This is a genomic window from Novosphingobium sp. SG720 (assembly GCF_012275365.1).
Taxonomy (GTDB): Bacteria; Pseudomonadota; Alphaproteobacteria; order Sphingomonadales; family Sphingomonadaceae; genus Novosphingobium; species Novosphingobium rhizosphaerae.
Window position 1 is genome coordinate 31,230 of record NZ_JAAZQN010000004.1, and the last position, 22,173, is coordinate 53,402.

Below are 22,173 nucleotides of genomic sequence, written 5' to 3' on the forward strand. Positions count from 1 at the left end.
CAATGGCGTGAAGCATGACAAGTTCCATGGCCGCGTCACGGATACCGGGCGCTTGTGCAGTGCCCCGGGATGCAACGCATCGGGGGAATTCCGCGCGCCCGGCGTGCGCCCGCCCGGTTTCGATGGGCCCGGCGACTATCGCTGGTTCTGTTTGGACCATATTCGCGCGTTCAACGCCGGCTACGATTTCTTTGCCGGGATGAGCATGGATGAAATCCTGGCCGCGCAATCGCCGCTGGCCGGGTGGGACACCCACAGCCGCGCGTTCCGGCCCGACGCGGGGATCGACCAGGCGCCGCGCTGGGCCGATTTCGCCGATCCCCTGGAGGCGATCGCGCAACGCGCCCGCGCCCGCAAGGCCGATCACCAGGCCGCCCAGGACGCCGCCCGGCGCGGTTTCAACGCGCAAGATCGCGCTGCGTTCGAAACGCTCAACCTGTCGCTCGACGCCGATCGCCATGCCCTGCGCCGCCGCTATGCCAACCTGGTGCGCCGCTATCACCCCGATCACAACGGCGGCGACCGCAGCCTGGAAGACAAGCTGCAACGCGTGGTCGCCGCCTATGACCACCTGCGGCAATCGGCTGCGTTTCGATAGGGCGGGCAAGGCGCGTCCCCCTCCGTCAGGCCTGCGGCCTGCCACCTCCCCGCCGGGGGAGGATCTCGGCGTCAATCCGGCGCCTGGTGCGCCACTTCGATCATCGATGGGCCGCCCGAGACGGGGGTAAGCCACACCGCCAGGTCGGCCGCGATCAGGGCGGCCATGACCAGCATCAGTCCGGCGCGCTTGCGCTCGCCCCGGCGCCAGAAAAACACCGCGCCGCCGATCAAGGCCACGGTGGTCAGCACCAGTAGCGAAAGAACCGTGTCCATCATGGGATTTAGCTGAACAGGCCCTTGGCCAGGCCGGCCAAATCGTTGATCGGATTGCCATCGCCATCCTTGTCGAGGAACTGGCTGACCTGGCCCAGGGCATCGGGATGCTGGCCGAGGATGGAGGCGAATTGCGACAGTGCGCCTTCGCCGCCGATGTGGCCCACGATCTGTTGCAGCAGGCCTGCGTCGAGGCCAGTGTTGGCGGCGGCCGTCTCGATCGTGTCGCCCTTGGCCTGGTGGCCGGCCGCCAGCGCGGCAATCGCGGTTTCGGCCTGGGTGGGATCGATGCCCAGCTTGGCCGCCAGGTTCTTCACGTCAACCGCGCTGCTCACCTGGCCCAGGATGCTGTCGAACACGCTCATGGCATTGATCCCCTTGTCCGGGCGCGCCGGTGTGGCGCGCCTTGCCCGGTGATAGCGCGCGAGGGCTGCCTGGTGCCACAAAAAACGCCCCGCCGTGGTTAACGGCGGGGCGGGCAAGGTTGTCGCAGCCGAGGCATTGCGCCCAGGTGCGGGGCGATCAGATCGTGACGGTATCGTCGGCGATGATGTGGCTGAGCGTGAGCGCCTGCTGGTGGCCCAGGCCATCGTTGAGAATGAAGGTGGTGCCGTCAAAGCCGCTGGTGTTGACGAAGTAGCTGCCCTGCGTGGGGTTCGCCTTGAGATAGGCGGCCAGGCGATTCACGTCGTCCTGCGAATCGAGAAAGGCTGATCCCGTGCCCTTCACCGTCAGGCCCAGGGCATTGAAGATCGTATCGAAGCCGGTGATGCGCACGACGTCGTGATCGGCAAAGTTGAGGTCTTCCACCGTCACCCACTGGTACACGGTCGAAACGCCGTGACCGCCGGTGAAGGCGAGGGCGGAGAAGCCTTCGCCCGAGCGGAACACGAACTGGTCCGCGCCGGTCCCGCCGGTCAGCGAATCCTTGCCGCCGCCGCCCTTGAGGATGTCGTTGCCATCGCCGCCATAGATGGCGTCGTTGCCGCCGCCGCCATAGAGGGTGTCGTTGCCATCACCGCCGTCGATGATGTTCTTGCCCGAACCGCCGGTGACCACGTCATCGCCGCCGCCGGCGTTGATGATGTTGTTGCCCTTTGGCGCGGCGATGGTGTCAGCGCCGCTGGTGCCAGTGATAACTGCCATGTTCATTCTCCTTCATCCCGTCGTCAGACGGAAAGTTGAACCACAAGTATTTTTCGAGGATACCTTGTGGTCGGGAAGAACAGACCTGTTCCTCGGCCACGCAAGTCACTGTTGCGACCAGACTTGTCTTATTGGGTAATTCGGAAATCACCTTGATGTGCAAGGTGTGACTCGACGCCATCCTTGCCAAAACCATAACGCATTATTGCCATGCGGCGTGCCTGTGTTTCCCGTTCATATTGGCGCTTTCATGCCGTAACCATGCCAAGACAGGTTCAAACTGGAGCAAGTTTGGATGATCTGCACCTCTGCTTCAGCCATGGCGCATGGCCGCCGGTTGCCGCGCGGCACGGGCCAGGGCCATGCGATCGAACCAGCGGCCAAGCGCGGCACGGCAGGGTTCGTCCAGGCGGGTCAGCACCAGCCAGGCCGCCAGCAGCAGCGGTGGCACCAGCAGCAGCCCCCAGGCGCCCAGCGGCGCCCCATGCATCGCCCGCTTGGCCGCGCCGGACGCGATCGCCAGCAGCGGCACGTGGATGCCGTAGAGCGGATAGGAAACCCGGCCCAGCCAGGCGCCGCCGGGCACCGCGCGATGTCGCCCGGCAGCCACCGCCACGACCAGCACGCAAGGCAGGAACACCATGGCAAGGAACAGCGTCCAAGGCAGGCGCTGCACCGGCAGCGCCATGGCATAGACCAGCGCGAGTGCGGCAACCGGCGCGGCGAGTGCGACCATCGACGGCAGCGACGCGCGCAGCCGATGCAACAGCAGCCCGCAGCCAAAGCCAAAGCACACGCGCGCCAATCCGCCATCGAGCGAGGATGCCTGCCAGCCCAGATCGAGCGTGCCGTGGCGCATGGCGCAGAGCACCAGAAGCGCGCCCGAAACGGCGACGCCCAAGGCCAGGATCGCCGTGCTGCGCCGCACCAGGAACGCGGCCCAGGCCAGGTTCGCCAGGATTTCGAAGAACAGGGACCACAAGGGACCGTTGGCGGGGAACAGCTCCCACCCTGTGGCCACGCCATGCCAAAGCTTGGGCAGCACGAGCAGGTTCAGTGCATTGCCCAGCAGAACCTGGTCCAGCGGATCGGATCGATCGGGCGCCGCCAGGCAGCGGGCCACCAGGTAGAGCCCGCCTACGCCAGCGCCCAGCACGGCAACCGGGGCCATGCGCACCATCCGCCGCCGGGCAAAGCCACCCCAGTCCATGGCGCCGGCGGCCGCATGGCCGGCGCCGCCCAGCCGCGCCTCATAAGCCTCTGCCAAGACAAAGCCGCTGAGCATGAAGAAGAAATCGACCGCCAGATAGCCGTTGGGAAACAGCTGGACACCCCCGGCGCGCGTGCCGATGTGAAACAGGCAGACTGCCAGCGCGGCAATCCCGCGCATTTCGTCGAGCAGGGCGTAGCGCCCGCCGTGTCCGGCCTGCCTCCTTGCGGTGTTCATGCGCCAAGTGCCCCTTTGCCGCCGGCACAAGCCGGCAGCGTGACTGCCCCGTTTCGTTGCGCCGCGATATCGCAGTGCACCGTCTGGGCAGGGCATGCGCGATCGTGACTAACGCATGATTAACCAAATGCACGGCAAGGACTCATACGGAATACTACTTAGGGTAAACCGTATTGTGCGGTGCGGAACGAAATGTCTTTTTCGCCCAATGCTTTGTAATGCTCGCCTTGGTGCACTTGCAGCCAAGCGGGCAGGCCCTCGCTTCGCATGGATAAGGGCTGCATCGGGCCTGGCGGTAAAGCGATCGAAAGCCGGCCAACGCGGGTGCACGCGGGGCAGGATGGGGCAAGCCGCGTACCTGGTCCGTTGCTGTCACTGGCCGATTCCGCCAGCCCTCATGCCGGCGCTTCGCATAGCGCCTGAAGCTGATCGGCGCAGGCATTCCAGCCGCTTTCAAAGCCCATGGCGGCGTGCTGCTCCATCGCTTCGGCCGTCCAGTGGCGCGCCGTGGCGGTATAGCGCGTGCCCGCACCATCCGGCGCGATTTCCCAGATGCCGATCATGAAGGGGCCTGCCGGGATGAAGCCTTCGGTTACGGCGTCGGTGACGACGAAGCGCGTGCCTTCATCCCAGGCCAGGAACAGACCTTCATGGGGCATGACTTCGCCATCGGGGCCGTACATGGTGATGGCCGCGCGGCCGCCGGGGCGCCGTTCCTGCACCACCACTTCGGCCCGCCAGGGGCGCGGGCACCACCATTCCTCCTGGCGGTTGGCCATCACGTTCCAGACCACGGCAGGCGGCGCGGCAATATGCCGGCTGATCGAAAGCGCATGCACGGGCGGTTCTCCTTCAACCACGGCGGGCAGCCTCGATCGCGGCGATGTCGATCTTGCCCATGGTCATCATCGCGGCAAACACGCGTTCCCGCACCGCGGGATCGGGATCGGCCATGCCGTCGGTCAGCGCGCGCGGCGTGATCTGCCAGGACAGGCCCCAGCGGTCCTTGCACCATCCACAGGCGCTTGCCTGTCCACCGTTGTCGATGATGGCCTGCCAATAGCGATCGGTTTCCTCCTGGGTTTCCGTGTGGACCTGGATGGAGAATGCCTCGCTATGCTTGAACTGCGGCCCCCCGTTGAGGCCGAAGCAGGACAGGCCCAGCACGGTGAATTCGACAGTGAGGACCTGGCCTGCGCGTCCACCTGGGAAATTGCCCGGCGCGCGATAGATGGTGCCCACTTCGCTGTCGGGAAACGTGGCGGCGTAAAACGTCGCTGCGTCCAGTGCCGTCCCGTCGTACCACAGGCACAGCGTCGCCTTGCTCATGGCTCAAGCCTCCCCGTCAGCCGGCTTGCGCGAAACGAGGCCGAGGAACGCCCCGGCCGGATCGCGTGCCTGAAGCATCAGGTCGTTTCCGGGCACCTCGTGCACGTCGCCCTCCAGCGTGCCGCCCAGCGCGGTCACCGCCTGGGCGGCAGCGTGCACATCGGCGACGCGAAAATAGGTGCGCCAGCCGATCGGCGCATCGTCGGACGGCCGTTTCATCATCGCGCCCACTGCACCCTGCAGTGGATGGGCGATGAACTGGTAATCGCCCAGCGGCCCCATCGGCATGGCATCGGGATAGGTGAAGCCGAAATGGCGGGCGTAGAATTCGCGCGCCGCGGCCAGGTCTGCCGTGAACAGCTCGTTCCAGGTGACGGCCTGGACCACGTCCATCGCATAGACGGGGGGCGGGGGTATGGTCTGTCCTGCCGGGGGCGTGGGATCGATAAGGTAAAACGTCGCGCCCCAGGGATCGGCCACCATGGCAAACGTGCCTTCGGCAATCGTCTGCGGCGGCATCAGCGCATGGCCGCCATCGGCGGTAATCGCCGCCACGGTGGCCGGAACGCTATCGACCATCAGATAAGGCAGCCAGCGGGGGCGGGCACCTGCTTCGATCATCGCCGGGCGCAACACCAGCATGCCGCCCTGGTTGGCGCCGTCGGCGCGCCGGATATGGCGATAATCGATAGGCGCGGTTTCGTGATCGGGGGCGGGATCGTCGATCGTCCAGCCGATGACGCCCTGGTAGAACGCCTGCACCGCTTCCGGCGCATCGGTCATCACTTCGTACCACACGAACAGGCCCTGGGGCATGGCAACCTCTCTCCACCGCAACGGGAATGGCGATTCGTTCGCATTCGGTGCGCCATCCTATCACGGCTGGCGTTGGGGCATACCGTGGCCGGGGCAGGGTGCGCGAAAAGCAAGCCGGGCCAGCCAGGCATGCTCAAAAGAGTCCTGCCCCAAAGAGTCCTGCAAAGCATGTTGCGGCGCGGCGCGCGCGCGGATAGGCAGGGAATTGATGAGCGACACTTCCAATCTCGTGGCCCAGCCTGGCGCCACCACCGTCCTGCCCGCGCCCGATACCCAGGTTTCGGTGCGCGAGGTGTTTGGCATCGATATCGACATGATGGTGCCTGCCTTTTCCGTGGCCGACGAGCGCGTGCCCGATACCGATGACAACTATGTCTTCGATCCCGACACGACGCTTGCGATCCTGGCCGGCTTTGCCTTCAACCGCCGCGTCATGGTGCAGGGCTATCACGGCACCGGCAAATCCACCCATATCGAGCAGGTGGCCGCGCGCCTGAAGTGGCCCTGCGTGCGCATCAACCTGGACGCGCACATCAGCCGTATCGACCTGATCGGGCGCGACGCGATCGTGCTGCGCGATGGGTTGCAGGTGACCGAATTCCGCGAAGGCCTGCTGCCCTGGGCGCTGCAGACGCCGACGGCGCTGGTGTTCGACGAATACGACGCCGGCCGCCCCGACGTGATGTTCGTGATCCAGCGCGTGCTGGAAACCGAAGGCAAGCTCACCCTGCTCGACCAGAACCGGGTGATTCGCCCCAATCCGTTCTTCCGCCTGTTTGCCACGGCCAACACCGTGGGCCTGGGCGATACCTCGGGCCTCTATCACGGCACCCAGGCGATCAACCAGGGCCAGATGGACCGCTGGAACCTGGTGGTGGCGCTGAACTACCTGCCCGCCGAGACCGAGATCGACGTGGTCACCAAGAAGGTCCAGGGCCTTGACGCGCAGGTCATCGCGCAGATGGTCCGCGTGGCGGACCTGACGCGCAAGGGCTTCATGGCCGGCGACATTTCCACGGTGATGAGCCCGCGCACGGTGATCAGCTGGGCGCAGAACAGCCAGATCTTCAACGACGTGGGCTTTGCCTTCCGCCTCTCGTTCCTCAACAAGTGCGACGAGGCCGAGCGCGTGCTGGTGGCCGAATACTATCAGCGCGTGTTCGCCAAGGACCTGCCGGAGAGCGTCGCGCACAAGGCGTGAGCATTGAGGTGTCACCTCTCCCCTCCTCTTCAGAGGAGGGGGAGGGAACCGCCTATGCCGTTCGCCCTGAGCTTGTCGAAGCCCGCTTCGACCGCGCTCAATCCTCGCCCGGATAGACCGCCTTCACGAAATAGAGCCCCTCTGGCGGGGCGTTGTGGCCCAGCTTCTGCCGGTCGCGCGCGTGGAGCGCCGCCACCAGATCGGCGCGCGTCCAGTGGCCCTGGCCGATCAGGCCCAGGCATCCCACCATCGAGCGCACTTGGTGATGGAGGAAGCTGCGCGCGGCGGCTTCGATGATCACCATGTCGCCCTCGCGCCGCACATCGAGCCGGTCGAGCGTCTTGACGGGACTTGCCGCCTGGCAATGGACCGAGCGGAACGTGGTGAAATCGTGGTTGCCCACCAGTTCCTGCGCCGCTTCGTGCATGGCTGCCGCATCGAGCGGGCGGGCAATGCGCCAGGCGCGCCCGGCATCGAGCGTCAGCGGCGCGCGGCGGTTGGCGATGCGGTATTCATAGGCGCGGCCCAGGCACGAAAACCGCGCGTGCCAGTCATCGGGCACCACGACGCAATCGAGCACGGCGATGGGATCGGGCTTCAACCGCGCGTTGAGCGCTTCGGACAGGCGGAACGGATCGAACGCGCGTGCCACGTCGATATGCGCGCGCATGGCCAGCGCATGGACGCCGGTATCCGTGCGCCCGGCGGCGTGGAGCGTGACCGGATGGCCCACGACCGATTCCGCCGCTTCTTCCACCGATTGCTGCACCGAAGGCCCGTGGGATTGGCGCTGCAGCCCCATGAACGGGCCGCCATCGAATTCCAGCGTGAGAGCGTAACGCGGCATCAGGCTAGCACCGTGCCGGCGGGAATGGCACGGCCGCGCAGCAGGGCGGCGGTGTCCATTGCCGGGCGGCCGGCACGCTGCACGGTCAGCGGGCGCAGGGCGGCCTGGCCGCAGGCGATGGTCAGGGCATCGTCCAGCACCGTGCCGGGCGTGCCTTCACCATCTACTACCTGGGCGGCCAGCACGCGATAGCGTTCGCCCTCCAGTTCGAAAAACGCACCCGGCGCCGGGGCGAAGGCACGCACCTGGCGTTCCACCTGATCGGCCGGGGCGGTGAAATCGAGGCGGCTTTCCGCCTTGTCGATCTTGGCGGCATAGGTAACGCCGGCCTCGGGCTGCACTTCGGGCGTGAACGTGGGTAGGTCTGCCAGCACGCGCACCATCAGGTCTGCGCCCAGCGCGGCGAGTTCGGCGGTGAGGTCTCCGGCGGTCTTGCCGGCCACAGGCGTGGCCACGGTGGCCAGCATCGGCCCGGTATCCAGCCCGCGCTCCATCTGCATGATCGTGATGCCGGTGTGTACGTCACCTGCCAGGATCGCGCGCTGCACCGGCGCGGCGCCGCGCCAGCGCGGCAGCAGCGAGCCGTGGACGTTGAGGCAGCCTTGCGCGGGCGCGGCCAGGATCGCCTGCGGCAGGATCAGGCCATAGGCCGCGACGACCGCCACATCGGCATGATGCGCGGCAAAGGCGGCCTGTTCCTCGGCGCCCTTGAGGCTCACCGGCGTGAACACCGGCAAGCCATGGCGTTCCGCCGCTAGGTGTACGGGGCTGGGCTGCAATTTCTTGCCCCGGCCGGCCGGGCGCGGCGGCTGGCTATAGACCGCCACGACGTGGTGCCCGGCGACCACCAGCGCATCGAGCGTGGGCACGGCAAATTCGGGTGTGCCCATAAAGACAACACGCATCGGGCAAAGGGTCCTTTTCCTATCCTGCGCGCGGCCCTATCTGTCGCGCCATGGCATCGCAAGAGATCGAGGCGCTGGCGAGCGCACTGGCCCGTCTACCCGGCCTTGGCCCCCGCTCTGCGCGGCGGGCCGTGCTGTGGCTGATCAAGCGGCGGGAAAGCGCGCTGCCGCAGCTGCTGGTCGCGCTCGAACACGTGCGGGCAGGGCTGGTGGAATGCAGTGTGTGCGGCAACGTCGATACCAGCAACCCCTGCGGCATCTGCGCCGATCCGCGCCGCGATGCGCGCGCACTGTGCGTGGTGGAGGATGTCGCGGACCTCTGGGCGCTGGACCGCGCGCGGCTGTTCACCGGGCGCTATCATGTGCTCGGCGGGCGGCTTTCCGCGCTGGAAGGGGTGCGGCCGGAAGACCTGACGATCGGCCGATTGCTCGAACGCGTTCGGGCCGGGGGGATCGACGAGGTGGTGCTGGCCATGAACGCCACGCTGGAAGGCCAGACCACCGCGCACTACATCGCCGAGCGGCTGGAAGACCTGCCGGTGCGGGTAACGCAACTGGCCCATGGCCTGCCCGTGGGCGGGGAACTGGATTATATGGACGAAGGCACGCTAGCCCAGGCCTTGCGGGCGCGGCGGCCGGTTTAGGTGGGCTGTCGGGCGTTGCGCCAGCGCCCTTCGACAGGCTCAGGACATGCCCTTCGACAGGCTCAGGGCGAACGGGGGCGGGGATTTTTCCGTGAATGCCGTTCGGGCTGAACTTGGCGAAGCCCCTGCGTCAGACTTATCCCTCCAGCCCGGCCAAGACCTCATAGGCCAGCACGGCCGCTGCCACGGCGGCGTTGAGGCTGTCGGCGCGGCCTTTCATCGGCATGGTCACGCGCAAGTCGCAGGCCAGTTCATAGTCTTCGGGCAATCCCCGCGATTCGTTGCCCACCATGATGAAGCAGGGGCTGGCATAAGGCGCCCCGCGATAGGGCACGGCATCGCGCAGCGAGGCGGCAACGAGTTGGCCTGACCCGGCGCGCAGCCAGGGCAGGAATTCGTCCCAGCGGGCCTGGGCCAGGGATTGCGTGAAAATCGCGCCCATGCTGGCGCGCACGGCCTCTACCGAGAAAGGATCGACGCAATCGTCGATCAGGATCAGCCCGCCCGCGCCCACGGCATCGGCGGTGCGCAGCATGGTGCCGAGGTTGCCCGGATCGCGCATGGCCTGTGCCACCAGCCACAGCGGCGCGGCACTGCGATCGATCTGGTCAAGCCCGGTGTTCCATTCGGCAAAGACGCCAGCCACGGCCTGGGGATTGTCCTTGCCGGTCACCTTGGCGAGGATATCGACCGGCAGTTCGATCACGTCGCCGCCGGCTGCTGCCACGGCCTGTTCCAGATCGGCCAGCAGGGGGTGCGCCTCGCGCCCTTGCGCCATCAGCAGGATTTCCGGAAGGCGCCCGCCGGCGCGCGCGTCGGTCAGCAGGCGCAAGCCTTCGGCCAGAAAGCGCTGCTCGCGCTTGCGGTGCTTCTTGTCGCGCAGGCTGCGCACGAACTTGACGGTGGGGTTGGAAAACCCGGTGATGACGCGGCGGGACATGGCATTGCCCATGCGTCAGCACGCAGCGATGGGCAAGGGTTCAGTCTTCCCCGAACCCGTCCTTGACCAGGCCGGCCAGCTTGAGCAGCACCTGCTCGGCCTCTTCCTCGGGGCCGGAGACCTCCACGTCGATCGAGTCGCCCTTGGCCGCGCCGAGCATCATCAGGCCCAGGATCGAGCCACCGGCCGCCTCGGTGCCGTCCTTGAACACCTTCACGTCCACGCCCGACGGCAGCTTGGCCACGGCGTTGACGAACTTGGCACTCGCGCGGGCATGCAGGCCGCGCTGGTTGACGATGGTGATCGTCTCTCGGGCAACGTAGCTTTGGCTCGACATCGGCGTTTCCTCTTCCCTGCCCGTCCCTGATGGCGTGTGTCGCGGCTGGAAAATCAGGCGTCCTGGCCCAGGAATTCCGACGCGATCGTTATATAGTTGCGGCCAGCGTCGCGCGCAGCGGCGGTGGCATCGCGAACATTCATGCATCCGCGCGCCTTGGCAAGCCGGATCAGCATGGGCAGGTTGATGCCCGCGATCACTTCGACCCGCCCCGCCTGCATCAGCGAGATGGCCAGGTTAGAAGGGGTGCCCCCGAACAGGTCGGTCAGGATGATGACGCCTTCGCCGCTATCGACGCGGCGGATGGCATCGGCGATCTCCTTGCGGCGTCGCTCCATGTCGTCGTTGGGGCCGATACAGACGCCGATGACGTCCTGTTGTCGGCCCACGACATGTTCCATCGCGTGGATGAATTCGTCGGCAAGGGCACCATGGGTGACGAGAATCAGACCGATCATGAAGGGAACGGGCTCCGAAATGCAGCCTTACACGATGCCACGGCCAGGCTTAACAGAGCCTTGGCGAGCACCTGCGGGCTGCCAGAATGCTGGCATTCACAAGGCATGACTTTCAGACCGGTCCCATCCCTCAGGCGCAGGGCGTTGTTCGCCTGCATTGTCGTTGTCTTTGGTGTCTTAGTCACTGGCATCACTGTCACACCTGCACCGCTTGTGCGCCTTCCAACAGGTTGGCCCCCCGCGCGGCAAGGTTGCGGTGCAACAATGTGGGTGAAAAACCCGCATTGCGCAAGCCTTGTGCGATTTCTTCGGCCATGAACACCGAGCGGTGGCGCCCGCCGGTGCAACCGAAGGCGATGTTGACATAGGCTTTCCCCTGCGCGGCAAAGCGCGGCAGGAGAAGGAGGAGGAGGCCCAGAATCCGCTCGAAAGCCTCGGCAAAGGCGGGATCCTGGCGGATGTAGTCGCCCACTGGGGCATCCTTGCCGGTCATCGGGCGCAGTGTTTCGTCCCAATGCGGATTGTTGAGGAAGCGCATGTCGAACACCAGGTCGGCAAGCGGGGGCGTGCCGCGCGAGAAGCCGAAGCTGCTGATCGTGAGCGTAGTGCGACTCGGTGAGATCGCACCGAACTGCTGGCGGATCGCCTGCTGCAGATCGTTGGTGGTGAAATCGGTGGTGGATATGACCACGTCGGCCCAGCGGCGCAGCGGGGCGAGCAGGTCGCGCTCGGCCGCAATGCCGCTGGCGGCAGGCTTGTCCTCGCTCATCGGGTGGCGACGGCGCGTTTCGTTGTAGCGCCGCTCCAGTTCGGCCCCGCCGCAATCGAGGAACAGCGTCGTCACGGAAAGATTGGGCCGTGCGCTCAAGGCCTTGACCCGTTCGATGATTGCCTGCGGATCGAACCCGCGCGTGCGCGTGTCGAACCCGATCGCCAGTTGCGTGCCGTTATCGACGCCGCTCTCGGCGCGCGCCTGGCCTGGCTCGGTTTCCAAGAGGCGATCGAGCAGGCGGATCGGAAAATTGTCGATCGCTTCCCAGCCCAGGTCTTCCAGCGTGCGCAGCGCGGTGGTTTTGCCCGCGCCCAGCAGGCCGGTGACGAGCAGGACGCGCTGGGGCGGAATGTGCTGCGGCGAATCCACAAGGGGCGGGGAAGACATTTCCTGGGCGACCATGGCGGACCTTTTGCGCGCAATGGGCGGCAAAGAAAAGTGCGGTTACGCGACGGTCCGGCCCAAAGGTTTCAGCAACCAGACGCACCGGCGCCGTTTTCCGGCGTCAGGCCATAGCGTTCCAGTGCCAGCGCGGCGCGCAGTGCCAGCATCGGTGTCTCGGGCCAAAGCCGCAGCATGGGCAGGGCAATGCCGGCGCGCACCACGGTCTCCGCCGCCTCCACGAAACGCGGCGCCTGCGTGTCGAGCTGCAGCACCAGCGCCACCGGCGCCTGTTTCACGTGGTGAAACGGCAGCAAGCCCAGGTTGCGCACTTCCAGCAAGCCGGCGGTGTTGGGATGGGGCTGCGCGATCAGCCCTTGGCCTGGCCCGCCGGGCAGCAAGACCAGTCCGTCATCGCCCACCAGCACGGCGCCGCGGTCGATCAGGGCAAGCGCCAGGCTGGATTTGCCGCTGCCCGGCGGGCCTTCGATCATCACCGCGCGCCCGCCGATCGCCACCGCGGTGGCCTGGTGAACAGTGCCTTTGCCGCTCATGCCAGGGCGTGCCCGGCATGGGGAAGCGCCAGCACCAGGCAGGCACCGGGCGCGCCATCGGGGCGGTCGATGATGGTCAGGCGGCCATCGTGCGCCTCGGCAATGGTGCGGGCGATGGCTAGGCCCAGGCCGCTATGCGCGCCAAAAGCCTCCTCGGCCGGGCGCACCGAATGGAAGCGCTCGAACACCTTGTCGCGCTCGCTGGCGGGAATCCCCGGGCCTTGGTCCGTCACGCTCAGCAGCACGCGCGAATCCTCACCCTCGCTGCCCCATTCGGTCCACACCGTCACGTCCACTCTGCCGCCGGGCGGAGAAAACGACACGGCATTGTCCAGTAGGTTTTCCAGCACCCGTTCCAGCCGCATGGCATCGCCCACCACCATCGGCGCCAGTGGCGAATCGAGCGGCTGGTCCAGCCGGATGACGGCGCCTCCGCGCGTGTCGCGCGCGCCGCGCGCGCCCACCACTTGCGCAGCCAGACCGCCCAGATCGAGCCGCACGAACGTAGCGCGGCTCAATTCCGCGTCGATCCGGCTGGCATCGGCAATCTCGGTAATCAGCCGGTCGATGCGCTGCACGTCGTGGGTGGCGATGGCGGTCAACTGCCGGCGCAGGGCGGGATCCTCCACCCGGTCGAGCGATTCGATGGCGCTGGCCAGGCTGGCGAGCGGGTTCTTCAATTCGTGGGCGACGTCGGCGGCAAAGCTTTCCACCGCATCGATGCGATGGCGCAGGGCCATGGTCATGTCGGAAAAGGCGCGGGCGAGCATGCCGATCTCGTCGCCGCGTTCGGGCAGGCGCGGCACCACCACTTCGCGATCGCGCCCCAGCCGCACGCGCACGGCTGCCCGCACCAGCGCGCGCAGCGGCTGCACGATGGTGCGCGCCAGGAACAGCGAGAGCTGCACCGAGAGCATCAGGGCCAGGCCGATGATGATCACCAGCGTCTGGCGCGCATCGCGCACCGCCTGGGTGATATCCACCGCGTTGCGCATCGCCAGCAGCATCTGGCCGCCCGGTGGCCCCACTGGCGTGGCGGCGGTCAACACCGGGGTGCGATCGGGTGCATAGCGCAAGTAGACCTGGGTGGAGCCCGCAGCTTGGGCGCGCACCACTTCGGGCCAGTTGGCCGCGTCGGACGTGGCCGGTTCGGCATAGCGCTCTACCGGCGGCGCGCCGACGATGAAATCCACGCCGCGGTCGAGCAGGCGCGCGGCGTGCTGGTACCATGCCTCTCCGGCTGGATCGACGAGCGCAAAGCTGGGCGGCGCCAGGGCAAAGCTGTCTGCCTCCAGGCGGCCATGCCGGTCGAACAGGCGCAGCCGCAACCGCTGTTCGCGCCCGATCCGCACCAGCAACGCCTTTTGCTGCGCCGCATTGCCGCCGTCGAGCGCATCGGCGGCGATTTCCGCTTCGGCCCGCGCCAGCTTGAAGCGCTCCCCCAGCAACTGCGTGCGATAGCTGTCGAGATAGAAGAAGCTGCCCGCCAGCAGCGCCAGGGCAATGACGTTGACGGCGAGAATGCGCGTGGTGAGCGAAACGCCGCGCGGCCGCAACGCGCGTGGCACAAGCGCACGCGTCGGGCGATCGGCAGGCTGGCCCGGCGGGGCTATCATTCTTCGCTATAGCTGTAGCCAGCGCCGTAGAGCGTCTCGATCGCGGAAAACTGCGAATCGACGGCACGGAACTTGCGGCGCAGGCGCTTGATGTGGCTGTCGATGGTCCGATCATCGACGAACACGTCATCGTGATAGGCCGCGTTCATCAGCTGGTCGCGCGTGCGCACCACGCCGGGGCGCACTGCCAGCGCTTCCAGGATCAGGAATTCGGTGACGGTCAGCGAGACCAGCTTGTCGTTCCAGGTCACCACATGGCGGGCAGGGTCCATCACCAGCCGCCCGCGGCGGATCGGATCGGGCAGGGCTTCGGGCGCTTCTGCATCGGCGGCCACGATATCGCGGCGCACGATCTCGCTGCGTCGCAGGATGGCGCGGATGCGGGCCAGCAGCAGGCGCTGGCTGAAGGGCTTGGCGATGTAATCGTCGGCCCCCATGGCCAGGCCCAGGGCTTCGTCCGCCTCGTCGTCCTTGCTGGTGAGGAAGATCACCGGCAGGTCGCTTTGTTCGCGCAGGCGGCGCAGCAATTCCAGCCCATCCATGCGCGGCATCTTGATGTCGCACACCGCCAGGTCGGGCGGATTGTCGAGCAGCGCTTTGAGCGCGTTGTCGCCGTCGGTGTAGAGGCGCGTGGCAAAGCCTTCGGTCTGCAGCGCGATCGATACCGTGGTAAGGATGTTGCGGTCGTCATCGACCAGCGCGATCGTGCGCCGCGGCTGGTCCTGCGCAACAGGCTGCCCGGCCGGCTGGGCAGCGGAATGCGGGGCAGAAGCGTTTTGCATGGGCGTGGCGGCGATCCTGCTGGCGTGGCTGCGCAGACTAGGCCCGGGCGCGCCAACTGGCAAGAAAGCGCGGTTCCGCGCATGGGGCCTTGCCCTCCCGCCGCCTCCCGCAGTTGAAAATTGTGCAACTTGCTGCGCAAAAATCTTGGGCGCTTCCGGTTTGACGTAGGGGAAGCGGTCAACTATCCGAACATAGAGTCGCGCATTCGTATTCGGCATTCGTATGCAAAGCCGCAAGACGGACGCGCGACAACGCTTGATACCGCGCTTTTGCAATCAACGGCCCGCGCGCCATCCGATCGCCCCACGGGGCCTGACGGCGCGGCATGGCCCACCTATGGGAGGCTTGTGATGTCCGCCAACAGCCTGAACATTTCCTTGTCCGCGCAGGGTTTTCCTGAACCTGCCGAGCTGTTTGCCAATCTCGGCACCGCCCCCTTGGTGGAACATGCGGTGAAGAACGGCGAAGGCGTCCTGGCCAAGGATGGCCCCTTCGTGGTCGCCACCGGCAAGCACACCGGCCGCTCGGCCAAGGACAAGTTCATCGTCCGCGATGCCGAAACCGAAAACACCGTATGGTGGGGCAAGACCAACGTGGGGATGACCCCGGCCCATTTCGCCGCGCTCAAGGAAGATTTCATTGCCGCGCTGGGCACCAAGGACAAGCTCTATGTGGCGGACCTGTTCGGTGGCTCGCAGGCGGAAAACCGCGTCAACGTGCGCGTGATCAACGAATTTGCCTGGCACAACCTGTTCATCCGCACGCTGCTGGTGCGCCCGACCAACGATGAACTCGCCGGCTTCGTGCCCGAATACACCATCATCGATCTGCCCAGCTTCCGCGCCGATCCGGCCCGCCATGGCTGCCGCACCGAAACCGTGATTGCTGTGAACTTCACCGAAAAGCTGATCCTCATCGGCGGCACCGCTTATGCCGGCGAAATGAAGAAGTCGGTCTTTGGCATTCTCAACTATCTGCTGCCGGCCAAGGGCGTGATGCCGATGCATTGCTCGGCCAACATCGGCCCCAATGGCGACACGGCGGTGTTCTTCGGTCTGTCGGGCACCGGCAAGACCACGCTTTCGGCCGATGCCAGCCGCACCCTGATCGGGGATGACGAACACGGCTGGTCCGATACGGCGGTCTTCAACTTCGAAGGCGGCTGCTATGCCAAGATGATCCGCCTTTCGGCCGAAGCCGAGCCGGAAATCTTTGCCACCACCAAGCGTTTCGGCACGGTGCTGGAAAACGTGGTCATCGATCCGGTCACGCGTGAGATCGACCTCGACGATGCCAGCCTGGCTGAAAACAGCCGTGGCTCCTATCCCATCGATTTCATTCCCAACGCTTCGGAAGAAAACCTCGGCCCGGTGCCGCAGAACCTCATTTTCCTGACCGCTGACGCCTATGGCGTGTTGCCCCCGATCGCGCGTCTCACGCCCGACCAGGCGATGTACCACTTCCTCTCGGGCTACACCGCGCGCGTGGCAGGCACCGAAATCGGCGTGACCGAACCGGAAGCCACGTTCTCCACCTGCTTTGGCGCGCCGTTCATGCCGCGCCACCCGTCGGTCTACGGCAACCTGCTCAAGGAACGCATTGCCAAGGGCGGGGTGAAGTGCTGGCTGGTCAACACCGGCTGGTCGGGCGGCAAGGCCACGCAGGAAGGCATCAAGCGCATGCCGATCAAGGCCACCCGTGCCCTGCTCAACGCCGCGCTCGATGGCAGCCTGAACAGCGCTGAATTCCGGGAAGATCCCAACTTCGGCTTCGAAGTGCCGGTGGAAGTGCCGGGCGTCGACACGCGCCTGCTCGATCCGCGCGGCGCCTGGGCCGATGCCGGCGAATACGACAAGACCGCGCAGGAACTGGTCAAGAAGTTCATCGACAACTTCGAACAGTTCGTTGAGCACGTGGACGAAAGCGTCCGCAAGGCAGCGCCCGTCTCGGCCTGATCCTTCGCGCTGCCCACGTGGCGCCTGCATTGCCCCCGGTGTGCCCTGGCACACCGGGGGCTTCGCGTTTTGGCGGCCCCTCTTTGTCGGCGTGTTAACCATGCTCTTACCGAGTGTGCGCCATGGTCTGCCCGGGCAATCGTACGGGGCAATGCGTGGCAACGGCAGCAATGGAAGCGGGTGTGGCCAGTGATCGGGGGGCGCCTTGGCGATGGGCGGCATCACGCCTGCCGCGTTGGTGGCCCTATGCGCTTATCGCTTTTGTCACGCTCCTGATCCGGCTGCCGACCATTGGCAACCCGATTCTCGATTTCGACGAGCAACTCTATCTGCTGGTGGGCGATGGCATGTGGCATGGCCAATTGCCTTACGTCGACATGTGGGACCGCAAGCCGCTTGGCCTGTTTGCATTCTATGCTGCCATCCGCCTGCTGGGTGGCGATGGCATTGTTCAATATCAGTTGGTCGCCGCAGCTTGCGTTGCAATCACGGCCTGCTTGATCCGCGCCATGGCGCGGCGCCACGCCTCGGAAACTGCGGCTGTTGTCGTTGCGATTGCCTATGTGCTGACGCTCAACGTGCTTCACGGCGCCGGTGGCCAAGCCGCGGTGATCTATAATGCGCTCACCGCGTTTGCGGTGTGGTGCGCATTCAACGCGAATGACGAGGAGCGTGCGGGGGCGGTGGCGCGCCAGGCCCTTGCTGCGATGCTGGCGATGGGCATCGCAATCCAGTTCAAATACACGCCCGTGATCGAAGGGATGTTCCTGGGCTGCTGGTTCCTTTGGCGCCTTTGGCGCTTGGGCGTAGCACCGACGAGGATCGTCGCGCTGGCAACGGCCATGGTGTTGGCCGCTTTGGCGCCTACTGCACTCGCGATCGGCTGCTACGCGGCCAACGGCCATCTCGACGACTACATCTACGCAAACTTCGTTTCGATTTTTCGTCGTTTGCCGTTCTCGGCGCAAGTTCGCCATGATCAGGCGATGACGATCATCGCCATGGCCGGGGGCCTGATTGCCACCGGCCTGTGGGGCCTATGGCAAAGCCGGCAACGGCTGCACGATACGGCGCGCTCTGATTTCTGGCTGCTGGCCGGCTGGGTCGCCAGCGCCTTTGCCGGGTTCGCACTGCTCGGCGATTTCTTCGATTTCTATTTCATCACCGTTGCCTTGCCGCTGGCACTTGCTTCGGCCGGCGCGGTTCGACGCGGACCGCACGGGTTTGCGGCGGCTTGCCTGCTGCTGTTGTGGCCAGCGCTTGGAACGCCAGCCTATTACTTTCTGCGTGGCCATTATCAGCATGCCACAGCGCGGATGGTGGAGAGGATCCAGCCTTATGTTGTCGGACATCCCTTGTATGTCTACGACGGACCGGCTGTGCTCTATTTGCTGGCCAAGGCGCAGGCGCCGACACGCTATATCTATCCCGATCATCTCAACAATCCGGTCGAGGCGATGGCACTGGGCGTGGATCCCGTGGTGGAAGAGCAACGCGTCCTTGCCGCGCGGCCCGGCGCCATTGTCACGGCAAGCCGCCCTGTAGTTCCCCATGTTGCACCCGGAACGCAGGCTTTGGTTCGCGCCGCGCTGGCCCGCGACTATGTCTTGGTGGATCGCGTGCCCACCTTCGACCGCACCTTTTTCATCTGGGCAAGGCGCGATCTGCACCCCGGCCCGGCACCGATCCACGATCCGCGCGCGGACAACCCGCAATAGGCCAACGAAAAGGCCCGGCAGATCGCGCTGCCGGGGCCTCTTGCATGTCAGCCCTGACGGGTGCCGATCAGCGGATCGGGCAATCGGGCGAAAGGCGGAAGTCTAGGTAGTTGTCGACCGACTTCATCATCTCGTCCAACTCGTTTTCATAGAAGTGGTTGGCGCGCGGGATTTCATCGTGGTGGATGGTGATGTGCTTTTGCGTGCGCAGCTTGTCGACCAGCTTCTGCACGGCGTTGGGCGTCACCACCGTATCGGCCGAACCCTGCACGATGATGCCCGAGGCCGGGCAGGGCGCCAGGAAGCTGAAGTCATACATGTTGGCCGGCGGCGAGACCGAGATAAAGCCGCGGATCTCGGGCCGGCGCATCAGCAATTGCATGCCGATCAGCGCGCCGAACGAATAGCCGGCAATCCACGTGGCCGAGGCTTCGGGATGGATCGACTGCACCCAATCGAGCGCGGCGGCGGCATCGGACAGTTCGCCCACGCCGTTGTCGAAGCTGCCCTGGCTGCGCCCCACGCCGCGGAAGTTGAAGCGCAGCGTGGCAAAGCCGCGCGCCACGAATGTCTTGTACAGCGCCTGGGTGACGCGGTCGTTCATCGTGCCCCCCGCCTGCGGGTGGGGGTGCAGGATCATGGCGACGGGCGCACGGCTGCGCGTGGCGGGTTGAAAGCGGCCTTCGAGGCGGCCTTCGGGACCGGGGAAGATGACTGCGGGCATCGTTGACCTGATGAACCTGTTGGCTGGCCCGAGACCCACTGTGCAAGGCCCTGTTTTCAGGGCAGTGCGCGGTCGGGGCTGGGCATGGAACTGGTCGCTATATAGAAACGAACCCTACAAACGCAACTTTTCCGGGATTTCTCGTTGTCGGTCTCGCTTTATTTCGATCATGCGGCCACCACGCCGCTGCTGCCCCAGGCCCGCGCGGCGCTGCTGGAGGGGCTGGAGCGCTGGGCCAATCCGTCCAGCCCGCACGGGGCGGGCCGCGCTGCGCGCGCTGCGCTGGAGGATGCGCGGGCCCGGATCAAGGCGGCGCTGGGCTGGAGCGGCGAAGTGGTGCTGACCAGCGGGGCGAGCGAAGCGCTGGCGCTGGCGATTGGCCGGGCCAAGGCCCCGTTGCTGGCGGTTTCGGCCGTGGAGCACGAGGCGGTGCTGCGCCTTGCCGGCAGCGCCGCGCGCCTGGCGACAGATGGGCTGGGGCAAGTCGATCCGGCAGACTGCGCGCTGCGCGGCCTGGTGGCGGTGCAGCAGGTGAACAACGAAACCGGGGTGATTCAGCCGCTGGCCGAGGTAGCCGAGGCCGTGCGCGGCGCGGGTGGCGTTCTGCTGGCCGATGCGGCGCAGGGCGCGGGCAAGCTGGCGCTGCCCGAGGCTGACCTGATTGCCATTTCCGCGCACAAGTTCGGCGGGCCGATCGGCATTGGTGCGCTGCTGGTGCGCGATTGGGCCTTGCTGCATCCCACCGGCGGGCAAGAGCGCGGCTATCGCCCCGGCACGGAAAACCTGCCGGGTGCCCTGGCCATGGCCGCGGCCCTGGAAGCGGGCAATGCCTGGCTCGACGGCGTGCAGGCCCTGCGCGCCCGGCTGGAAGCGGCGCTGGTGGCAAGCGGCGCAGACGTCATTGCCGCCGATGCACCGCGCCTGGCCGCGATCGGGGCCTATCGCATGCCGGGCAAATCGGCGACGGCGCAGCTGATCCGGTTCGATGGCATGGGCATGGCGGTTTCGGCGGGGAGCGCCTGCTCCTCTGGTTCGCTGCGCACCAGCCACGTGCTCGATGCCATGGGCGTGGCGCAGCCGAACGAAGTGATTCGCGTCTCGCTCGGGCGCGAAACCACGGCCGAGGCGGTCGACCGCTTCGTGGCCGCCTGGCGCACGATTGCGGGGCTGGCATGATCTATCTCGATTACCAGGCGACCACGCCCCTGGCGCCCGAGGCGCGTGCCGCCATGCTGCCCTGGCTCGCCGGGCCGGAAGACCCGCGCGCCGGCTATGCCAATCCGCATAGCCCGCATCGTCCGGGCCGTGGGGCGGCAGCGGCGGTGGAAGCGGCGCGCGCCCGCGTCGCCGCGCTGCTTCCGCCCGGTGGGCGCGTGATCTTCACCTCGGGCGCCACCGAGGCGCTCAACCTGGCCGTTGCCGGCCTGGGGCAACGACGCCTGGCGGTTTCGGCGATCGAACATGCCGCCGTGCTCGATACCGCCCGCTTTCACGATCCTGCGCTCACCGTGCTGCCCGTGGGGGCAGACGGGCTGGTCGATCCCGATGTGCCGATCCCGCCTGGGACGGGCCTTGTCGCGGTGATGCAGGTCAACAACGAAATCGGCACGGTGCAGCCGGTGGCCGATCTTGCCGCGCGCGCGCATGCCATGGGCGCGCTGTTCCTGTGCGATGCCGTGCAGGGGGCGGGCAAGCTCGCGGCGCCCGAAGGCGCCGATCTGGTGGCGATTTCGGCCCACAAGCTGCATGGCCCCAAAGGCATCGGCGCGCTGTGGGTGCGCGATGGCCTTGATCTGGCGCCCCTGGTTCATGGTGGCGGGCAGGAAGGCGGCCTGCGCTCGGGCACGCTCAGCCCAGCGCTTTGCGCCGGCTTCGGCGTGGCTGCTGCCCTGTGCACCAGCCTGTGGAAAAGCGATGGGGAACATGTCGACGACCTGTGGAAACAGGCCCTTGGCCTGTTCGAAGGCTGGACGTTGAACGGCAGTGCGACGCAGCGCTGGCACGGCAACCTGAACCTGCGCCGGCCCGGTTTGGACGTTGGCCGGCTGTTGTCGGAATGCCGCACTGTGGCATTTTCTGCAGGATCGGCCTGTGCCAGCGGCTCTGGCAGGCCCAGCCATGTCTTGCGCGCCCTGGGACTTTCGGACAGGGATACCAAAACCGCGATCCGCATCGGTTTCGGACGTTATACAAGGGCAGAGGAACTGGAGGAGGCTGCTGCCGTACTGAATGCGGCAGCGCATGCGCAGGGAGTCTAGTGCTTATGGTTCGCGTCACCTTCCTCACCGCCGATGGCCAGAGCGTCGTCGCCCAGGGCGAGGCAGGACAACGCCTGCTGGAACTGGGCCAGAATGCCGGGATGCCGCTGGAAGGTACCTGCGAAGGCCAGATGGCCTGTTCCACCTGCCACGTGATCGTGGCGGCGCAGTGGTTCGAACGCCTGACCGATGCCTCGGAAGACGAGGAAGACATGCTCGACCTGGCTGCCGGCGTCACCCGCACCAGCCGCCTCGCCTGCCAGATCGTGCTGGACGACGCGCTCGACGGCCTGGAAGTGCGCGTGCCTGCCGAAGCGCGGGACATGCAGCCGCGTTGAGATTGTTGGCTACTTCTACTGCTATGCCCGAAGAGGCGACGGAAGTTGCTTGGCAAATGGGCGCAGCGTTCTCCATAGGCGGCAGTTAACCACCACTCCATCCCCGTTCAGGCTGAGCTTGTCGAGGTCCC

At 66.3% G+C, this 22,173-nt stretch carries 25 protein-coding genes; 8 read left to right on the plus strand and 17 right to left on the minus strand.

Features of this window, described 5'->3' with window-relative positions; translation table 11 throughout:
• The first annotated feature begins 7 nt into the window (after positions 1 to 7).
• Positions 8 to 598 carry a J domain-containing protein gene (locus FHW94_RS14730; protein ID WP_349237525.1) on the plus strand — a complete coding sequence of 197 codons (591 nt, stop codon included), beginning with the start codon at positions 8 to 10 and terminating at the stop codon, positions 596 to 598.
• 71 nt (positions 599 to 669) lie between these two features.
• Here the strand turns inward: FHW94_RS14730 and FHW94_RS14735 are convergent, their stop codons facing one another.
• The 7 genes from FHW94_RS14735 to FHW94_RS14765 form a co-directional block, all read right to left on the minus strand.
• Complete coding sequence (locus FHW94_RS14735) at positions 670 to 876, minus strand: hypothetical protein (protein WP_246866165.1); 207 nt, start codon at positions 874 to 876, stop codon at positions 670 to 672.
• A 5-nt stretch (positions 877 to 881) separates the two neighbouring features.
• Positions 882 to 1,238 (minus strand): hypothetical protein, encoded by a 357-nt coding sequence (locus FHW94_RS14740; RefSeq protein WP_168556616.1) that lies wholly within the window; start codon positions 1,236 to 1,238, stop codon positions 882 to 884.
• A gap of 157 nt (positions 1,239 to 1,395) precedes the next feature.
• On the minus strand, positions 1,396 to 2,019 hold the full coding sequence (locus tag FHW94_RS23590; protein WP_282599591.1) for a calcium-binding protein: 624 nt from the start codon (positions 2,017 to 2,019) through the stop codon (positions 1,396 to 1,398).
• A 313-nt stretch (positions 2,020 to 2,332) separates the two neighbouring features.
• The gene (locus tag FHW94_RS14750; RefSeq protein ID WP_168556618.1) at positions 2,333 to 3,466 is read right to left on the minus strand and encodes an acyltransferase; all 1,134 of its coding nucleotides are present in this window, start codon (positions 3,464 to 3,466) and stop codon (positions 2,333 to 2,335) included.
• Between the two features lie 395 nt (positions 3,467 to 3,861).
• Positions 3,862 to 4,305: an SRPBCC family protein gene (locus FHW94_RS14755; RefSeq protein WP_168556619.1), complete on the minus strand. Its 444-nt coding sequence runs from the start codon at positions 4,303 to 4,305 to the stop codon at positions 3,862 to 3,864.
• A 13-nt stretch (positions 4,306 to 4,318) separates the two neighbouring features.
• Complete coding sequence (locus FHW94_RS14760) at positions 4,319 to 4,795, minus strand: VOC family protein (RefSeq protein WP_168556620.1); 477 nt, start codon at positions 4,793 to 4,795, stop codon at positions 4,319 to 4,321.
• A gap of 3 nt (positions 4,796 to 4,798) precedes the next feature.
• Positions 4,799 to 5,611 (minus strand): VOC family protein, encoded by an 813-nt coding sequence (locus FHW94_RS14765; protein ID WP_168556621.1) that lies wholly within the window; start codon positions 5,609 to 5,611, stop codon positions 4,799 to 4,801.
• A gap of 208 nt (positions 5,612 to 5,819) precedes the next feature.
• Here FHW94_RS14765 and cobS point away from each other — a divergent pair, with 208 nt between their 5' ends.
• Positions 5,820 to 6,812: a cobaltochelatase subunit CobS gene (cobS, locus tag FHW94_RS14770; RefSeq protein ID WP_168556622.1), complete on the plus strand. Its 993-nt coding sequence runs from the start codon at positions 5,820 to 5,822 to the stop codon at positions 6,810 to 6,812.
• A 97-nt stretch (positions 6,813 to 6,909) separates the two neighbouring features.
• Here the strand turns inward: cobS and truA are convergent, their stop codons facing one another.
• Positions 6,910 to 7,659: a tRNA pseudouridine(38-40) synthase TruA gene (gene truA / locus FHW94_RS14775; RefSeq protein ID WP_168556623.1), complete on the minus strand. Its 750-nt coding sequence runs from the start codon at positions 7,657 to 7,659 to the stop codon at positions 6,910 to 6,912.
• Positions 7,659 to 8,564 carry a methionyl-tRNA formyltransferase gene (gene fmt, locus FHW94_RS14780; RefSeq protein ID WP_168556624.1) on the minus strand — a complete coding sequence of 302 codons (906 nt, stop codon included), beginning with the start codon at positions 8,562 to 8,564 and terminating at the stop codon, positions 7,659 to 7,661. Before fmt ends, truA begins: the two co-directional genes overlap by 1 nt.
• Before the next feature lie 50 nt (positions 8,565 to 8,614).
• Between fmt and recR the strand changes: the two genes are divergently transcribed.
• Positions 8,615 to 9,208, plus strand: a complete 594-nt coding sequence (gene recR / locus FHW94_RS14785; protein WP_168556625.1) for a recombination mediator RecR — start codon at positions 8,615 to 8,617, stop codon at positions 9,206 to 9,208.
• A gap of 136 nt (positions 9,209 to 9,344) precedes the next feature.
• Here recR and FHW94_RS14790 read toward each other — a convergent pair whose 3' ends face one another.
• The 7 genes from FHW94_RS14790 to FHW94_RS14820 form a co-directional block, all read right to left on the minus strand.
• Positions 9,345 to 10,148 carry an RNA methyltransferase gene (locus FHW94_RS14790; RefSeq protein ID WP_168556626.1) on the minus strand — a complete coding sequence of 268 codons (804 nt, stop codon included), beginning with the start codon at positions 10,146 to 10,148 and terminating at the stop codon, positions 9,345 to 9,347.
• Positions 10,149 to 10,188: 40 nt separating this feature from the next.
• A complete protein-coding gene (locus tag FHW94_RS14795) occupies positions 10,189 to 10,485 on the minus strand; it encodes an HPr family phosphocarrier protein (protein WP_168556627.1) in 297 nt (98 codons plus the stop codon).
• Positions 10,486 to 10,538: 53 nt separating this feature from the next.
• A complete protein-coding gene (locus FHW94_RS14800; protein ID WP_022677184.1) occupies positions 10,539 to 10,943 on the minus strand; it encodes a PTS sugar transporter subunit IIA in 405 nt (134 codons plus the stop codon).
• A gap of 196 nt (positions 10,944 to 11,139) precedes the next feature.
• Entirely contained in the window at positions 11,140 to 12,117 is a 978-nt protein-coding gene (gene rapZ / locus FHW94_RS14805) for an RNase adapter RapZ (RefSeq protein ID WP_246866166.1), read from the minus strand.
• Between the two features lie 68 nt (positions 12,118 to 12,185).
• Positions 12,186 to 12,650 carry an HPr kinase/phosphatase C-terminal domain-containing protein gene (locus FHW94_RS14810; RefSeq protein WP_168556628.1) on the minus strand — a complete coding sequence of 155 codons (465 nt, stop codon included), beginning with the start codon at positions 12,648 to 12,650 and terminating at the stop codon, positions 12,186 to 12,188.
• Complete coding sequence (locus tag FHW94_RS14815; RefSeq protein ID WP_168556629.1) at positions 12,647 to 14,266, minus strand: ATP-binding protein; 1,620 nt, start codon at positions 14,264 to 14,266, stop codon at positions 12,647 to 12,649. The genes FHW94_RS14810 and FHW94_RS14815 overlap by 4 nt, the downstream gene beginning before the upstream one ends.
• Positions 14,263 to 15,048 (minus strand): response regulator transcription factor, encoded by a 786-nt coding sequence (locus FHW94_RS14820; RefSeq protein ID WP_168556630.1) that lies wholly within the window; start codon positions 15,046 to 15,048, stop codon positions 14,263 to 14,265. Before FHW94_RS14820 ends, FHW94_RS14815 begins: the two co-directional genes overlap by 4 nt.
• A 351-nt stretch (positions 15,049 to 15,399) precedes the next feature.
• Between FHW94_RS14820 and FHW94_RS14825 the strand changes: the two genes are divergently transcribed.
• A complete protein-coding gene (locus FHW94_RS14825; protein ID WP_168556631.1) occupies positions 15,400 to 17,004 on the plus strand; it encodes a phosphoenolpyruvate carboxykinase in 1,605 nt (534 codons plus the stop codon).
• A 182-nt stretch (positions 17,005 to 17,186) separates the two neighbouring features.
• The gene (locus tag FHW94_RS14830) at positions 17,187 to 18,722 is read left to right on the plus strand and encodes a glycosyltransferase family 39 protein (protein WP_349237526.1); all 1,536 of its coding nucleotides are present in this window, start codon (positions 17,187 to 17,189) and stop codon (positions 18,720 to 18,722) included.
• Positions 18,723 to 18,789: 67 nt separating this feature from the next.
• Here FHW94_RS14830 and FHW94_RS14835 read toward each other — a convergent pair whose 3' ends face one another.
• Positions 18,790 to 19,446 (minus strand): alpha/beta hydrolase, encoded by a 657-nt coding sequence (locus FHW94_RS14835; protein ID WP_022677177.1) that lies wholly within the window; start codon positions 19,444 to 19,446, stop codon positions 18,790 to 18,792.
• A 144-nt stretch (positions 19,447 to 19,590) separates the two neighbouring features.
• On the opposite strand from FHW94_RS14835, the gene FHW94_RS14840 reads away from it, so the two are divergent.
• Genes FHW94_RS14840 through FHW94_RS14850 form a run of 3 tightly spaced genes read left to right on the plus strand, consistent with a single transcriptional unit; the run spans position 19,591 to position 22,042 of the window.
• Positions 19,591 to 20,622, plus strand: a complete 1,032-nt coding sequence (locus FHW94_RS14840) for an aminotransferase class V-fold PLP-dependent enzyme (protein ID WP_168556632.1) — start codon at positions 19,591 to 19,593, stop codon at positions 20,620 to 20,622.
• Positions 20,619 to 21,704, plus strand: a complete 1,086-nt coding sequence (locus tag FHW94_RS14845; protein WP_168556633.1) for a cysteine desulfurase family protein — start codon at positions 20,619 to 20,621, stop codon at positions 21,702 to 21,704. The genes FHW94_RS14840 and FHW94_RS14845 overlap by 4 nt, the downstream gene beginning before the upstream one ends.
• Positions 21,705 to 21,709: 5 nt before the next feature.
• Positions 21,710 to 22,042, plus strand: a complete 333-nt coding sequence (locus tag FHW94_RS14850) for a 2Fe-2S iron-sulfur cluster-binding protein (protein WP_168556634.1) — start codon at positions 21,710 to 21,712, stop codon at positions 22,040 to 22,042.
• Positions 22,043 to 22,173 lie beyond the last annotated feature (131 nt).

Excerpts from the sequence above, each read along its gene's own strand:
- FHW94_RS14735 (WP_246866165.1), bottom strand. The coding sequence starts at position 876 with ATGATGGACACGGTTCTTTCGCTACTGGTGCTGACCACCGTGGCCTTG.
- FHW94_RS14740 (WP_168556616.1), bottom strand. The coding sequence starts at position 1,238 with ATGAGCGTGTTCGACAGCATCCTGGGCCAGGTGAGCAGCGCGGTTGAC.
- FHW94_RS23590 (WP_282599591.1), bottom strand. The coding sequence starts at position 2,019 with ATGGCAGTTATCACTGGCACCAGCGGCGCTGACACCATCGCCGCGCCA.
- FHW94_RS14750 (WP_168556618.1), bottom strand. The coding sequence starts at position 3,466 with ATGAACACCGCAAGGAGGCAGGCCGGACACGGCGGGCGCTACGCCCTG.
- FHW94_RS14760 (WP_168556620.1), bottom strand. The coding sequence starts at position 4,795 with ATGAGCAAGGCGACGCTGTGCCTGTGGTACGACGGGACGGCACTGGAC.
- FHW94_RS14765 (WP_168556621.1), bottom strand. The coding sequence starts at position 5,611 with ATGCCCCAGGGCCTGTTCGTGTGGTACGAAGTGATGACCGATGCGCCG.
- cobS (WP_168556622.1), top strand. The coding sequence starts at position 5,820 with ATGAGCGACACTTCCAATCTCGTGGCCCAGCCTGGCGCCACCACCGTC.
- truA (WP_168556623.1), bottom strand. The coding sequence starts at position 7,659 with ATGCCGCGTTACGCTCTCACGCTGGAATTCGATGGCGGCCCGTTCATG.
- fmt (WP_168556624.1), bottom strand. The coding sequence starts at position 8,564 with ATGCGTGTTGTCTTTATGGGCACACCCGAATTTGCCGTGCCCACGCTC.
- recR (WP_168556625.1), top strand. The coding sequence starts at position 8,615 with ATGGCATCGCAAGAGATCGAGGCGCTGGCGAGCGCACTGGCCCGTCTA.
- FHW94_RS14790 (WP_168556626.1), bottom strand. The coding sequence starts at position 10,148 with ATGTCCCGCCGCGTCATCACCGGGTTTTCCAACCCCACCGTCAAGTTC.
- FHW94_RS14795 (WP_168556627.1), bottom strand. The coding sequence starts at position 10,485 with ATGTCGAGCCAAAGCTACGTTGCCCGAGAGACGATCACCATCGTCAAC.
- FHW94_RS14800 (WP_022677184.1), bottom strand. The coding sequence starts at position 10,943 with ATGATCGGTCTGATTCTCGTCACCCATGGTGCCCTTGCCGACGAATTC.
- rapZ (WP_246866166.1), bottom strand. The coding sequence starts at position 12,117 with ATGGTCGCCCAGGAAATGTCTTCCCCGCCCCTTGTGGATTCGCCGCAG.
- FHW94_RS14810 (WP_168556628.1), bottom strand. The coding sequence starts at position 12,650 with ATGAGCGGCAAAGGCACTGTTCACCAGGCCACCGCGGTGGCGATCGGC.
- FHW94_RS14815 (WP_168556629.1), bottom strand. The coding sequence starts at position 14,266 with ATGATAGCCCCGCCGGGCCAGCCTGCCGATCGCCCGACGCGTGCGCTT.
- FHW94_RS14820 (WP_168556630.1), bottom strand. The coding sequence starts at position 15,048 with ATGCAAAACGCTTCTGCCCCGCATTCCGCTGCCCAGCCGGCCGGGCAG.
- FHW94_RS14825 (WP_168556631.1), top strand. The coding sequence starts at position 15,400 with ATGTCCGCCAACAGCCTGAACATTTCCTTGTCCGCGCAGGGTTTTCCT.
- FHW94_RS14835 (WP_022677177.1), bottom strand. The coding sequence starts at position 19,446 with ATGCCCGCAGTCATCTTCCCCGGTCCCGAAGGCCGCCTCGAAGGCCGC.
- FHW94_RS14845 (WP_168556633.1), top strand. The coding sequence starts at position 20,619 with ATGATCTATCTCGATTACCAGGCGACCACGCCCCTGGCGCCCGAGGCG.
- FHW94_RS14850 (WP_168556634.1), top strand. The coding sequence starts at position 21,710 with ATGGTTCGCGTCACCTTCCTCACCGCCGATGGCCAGAGCGTCGTCGCC.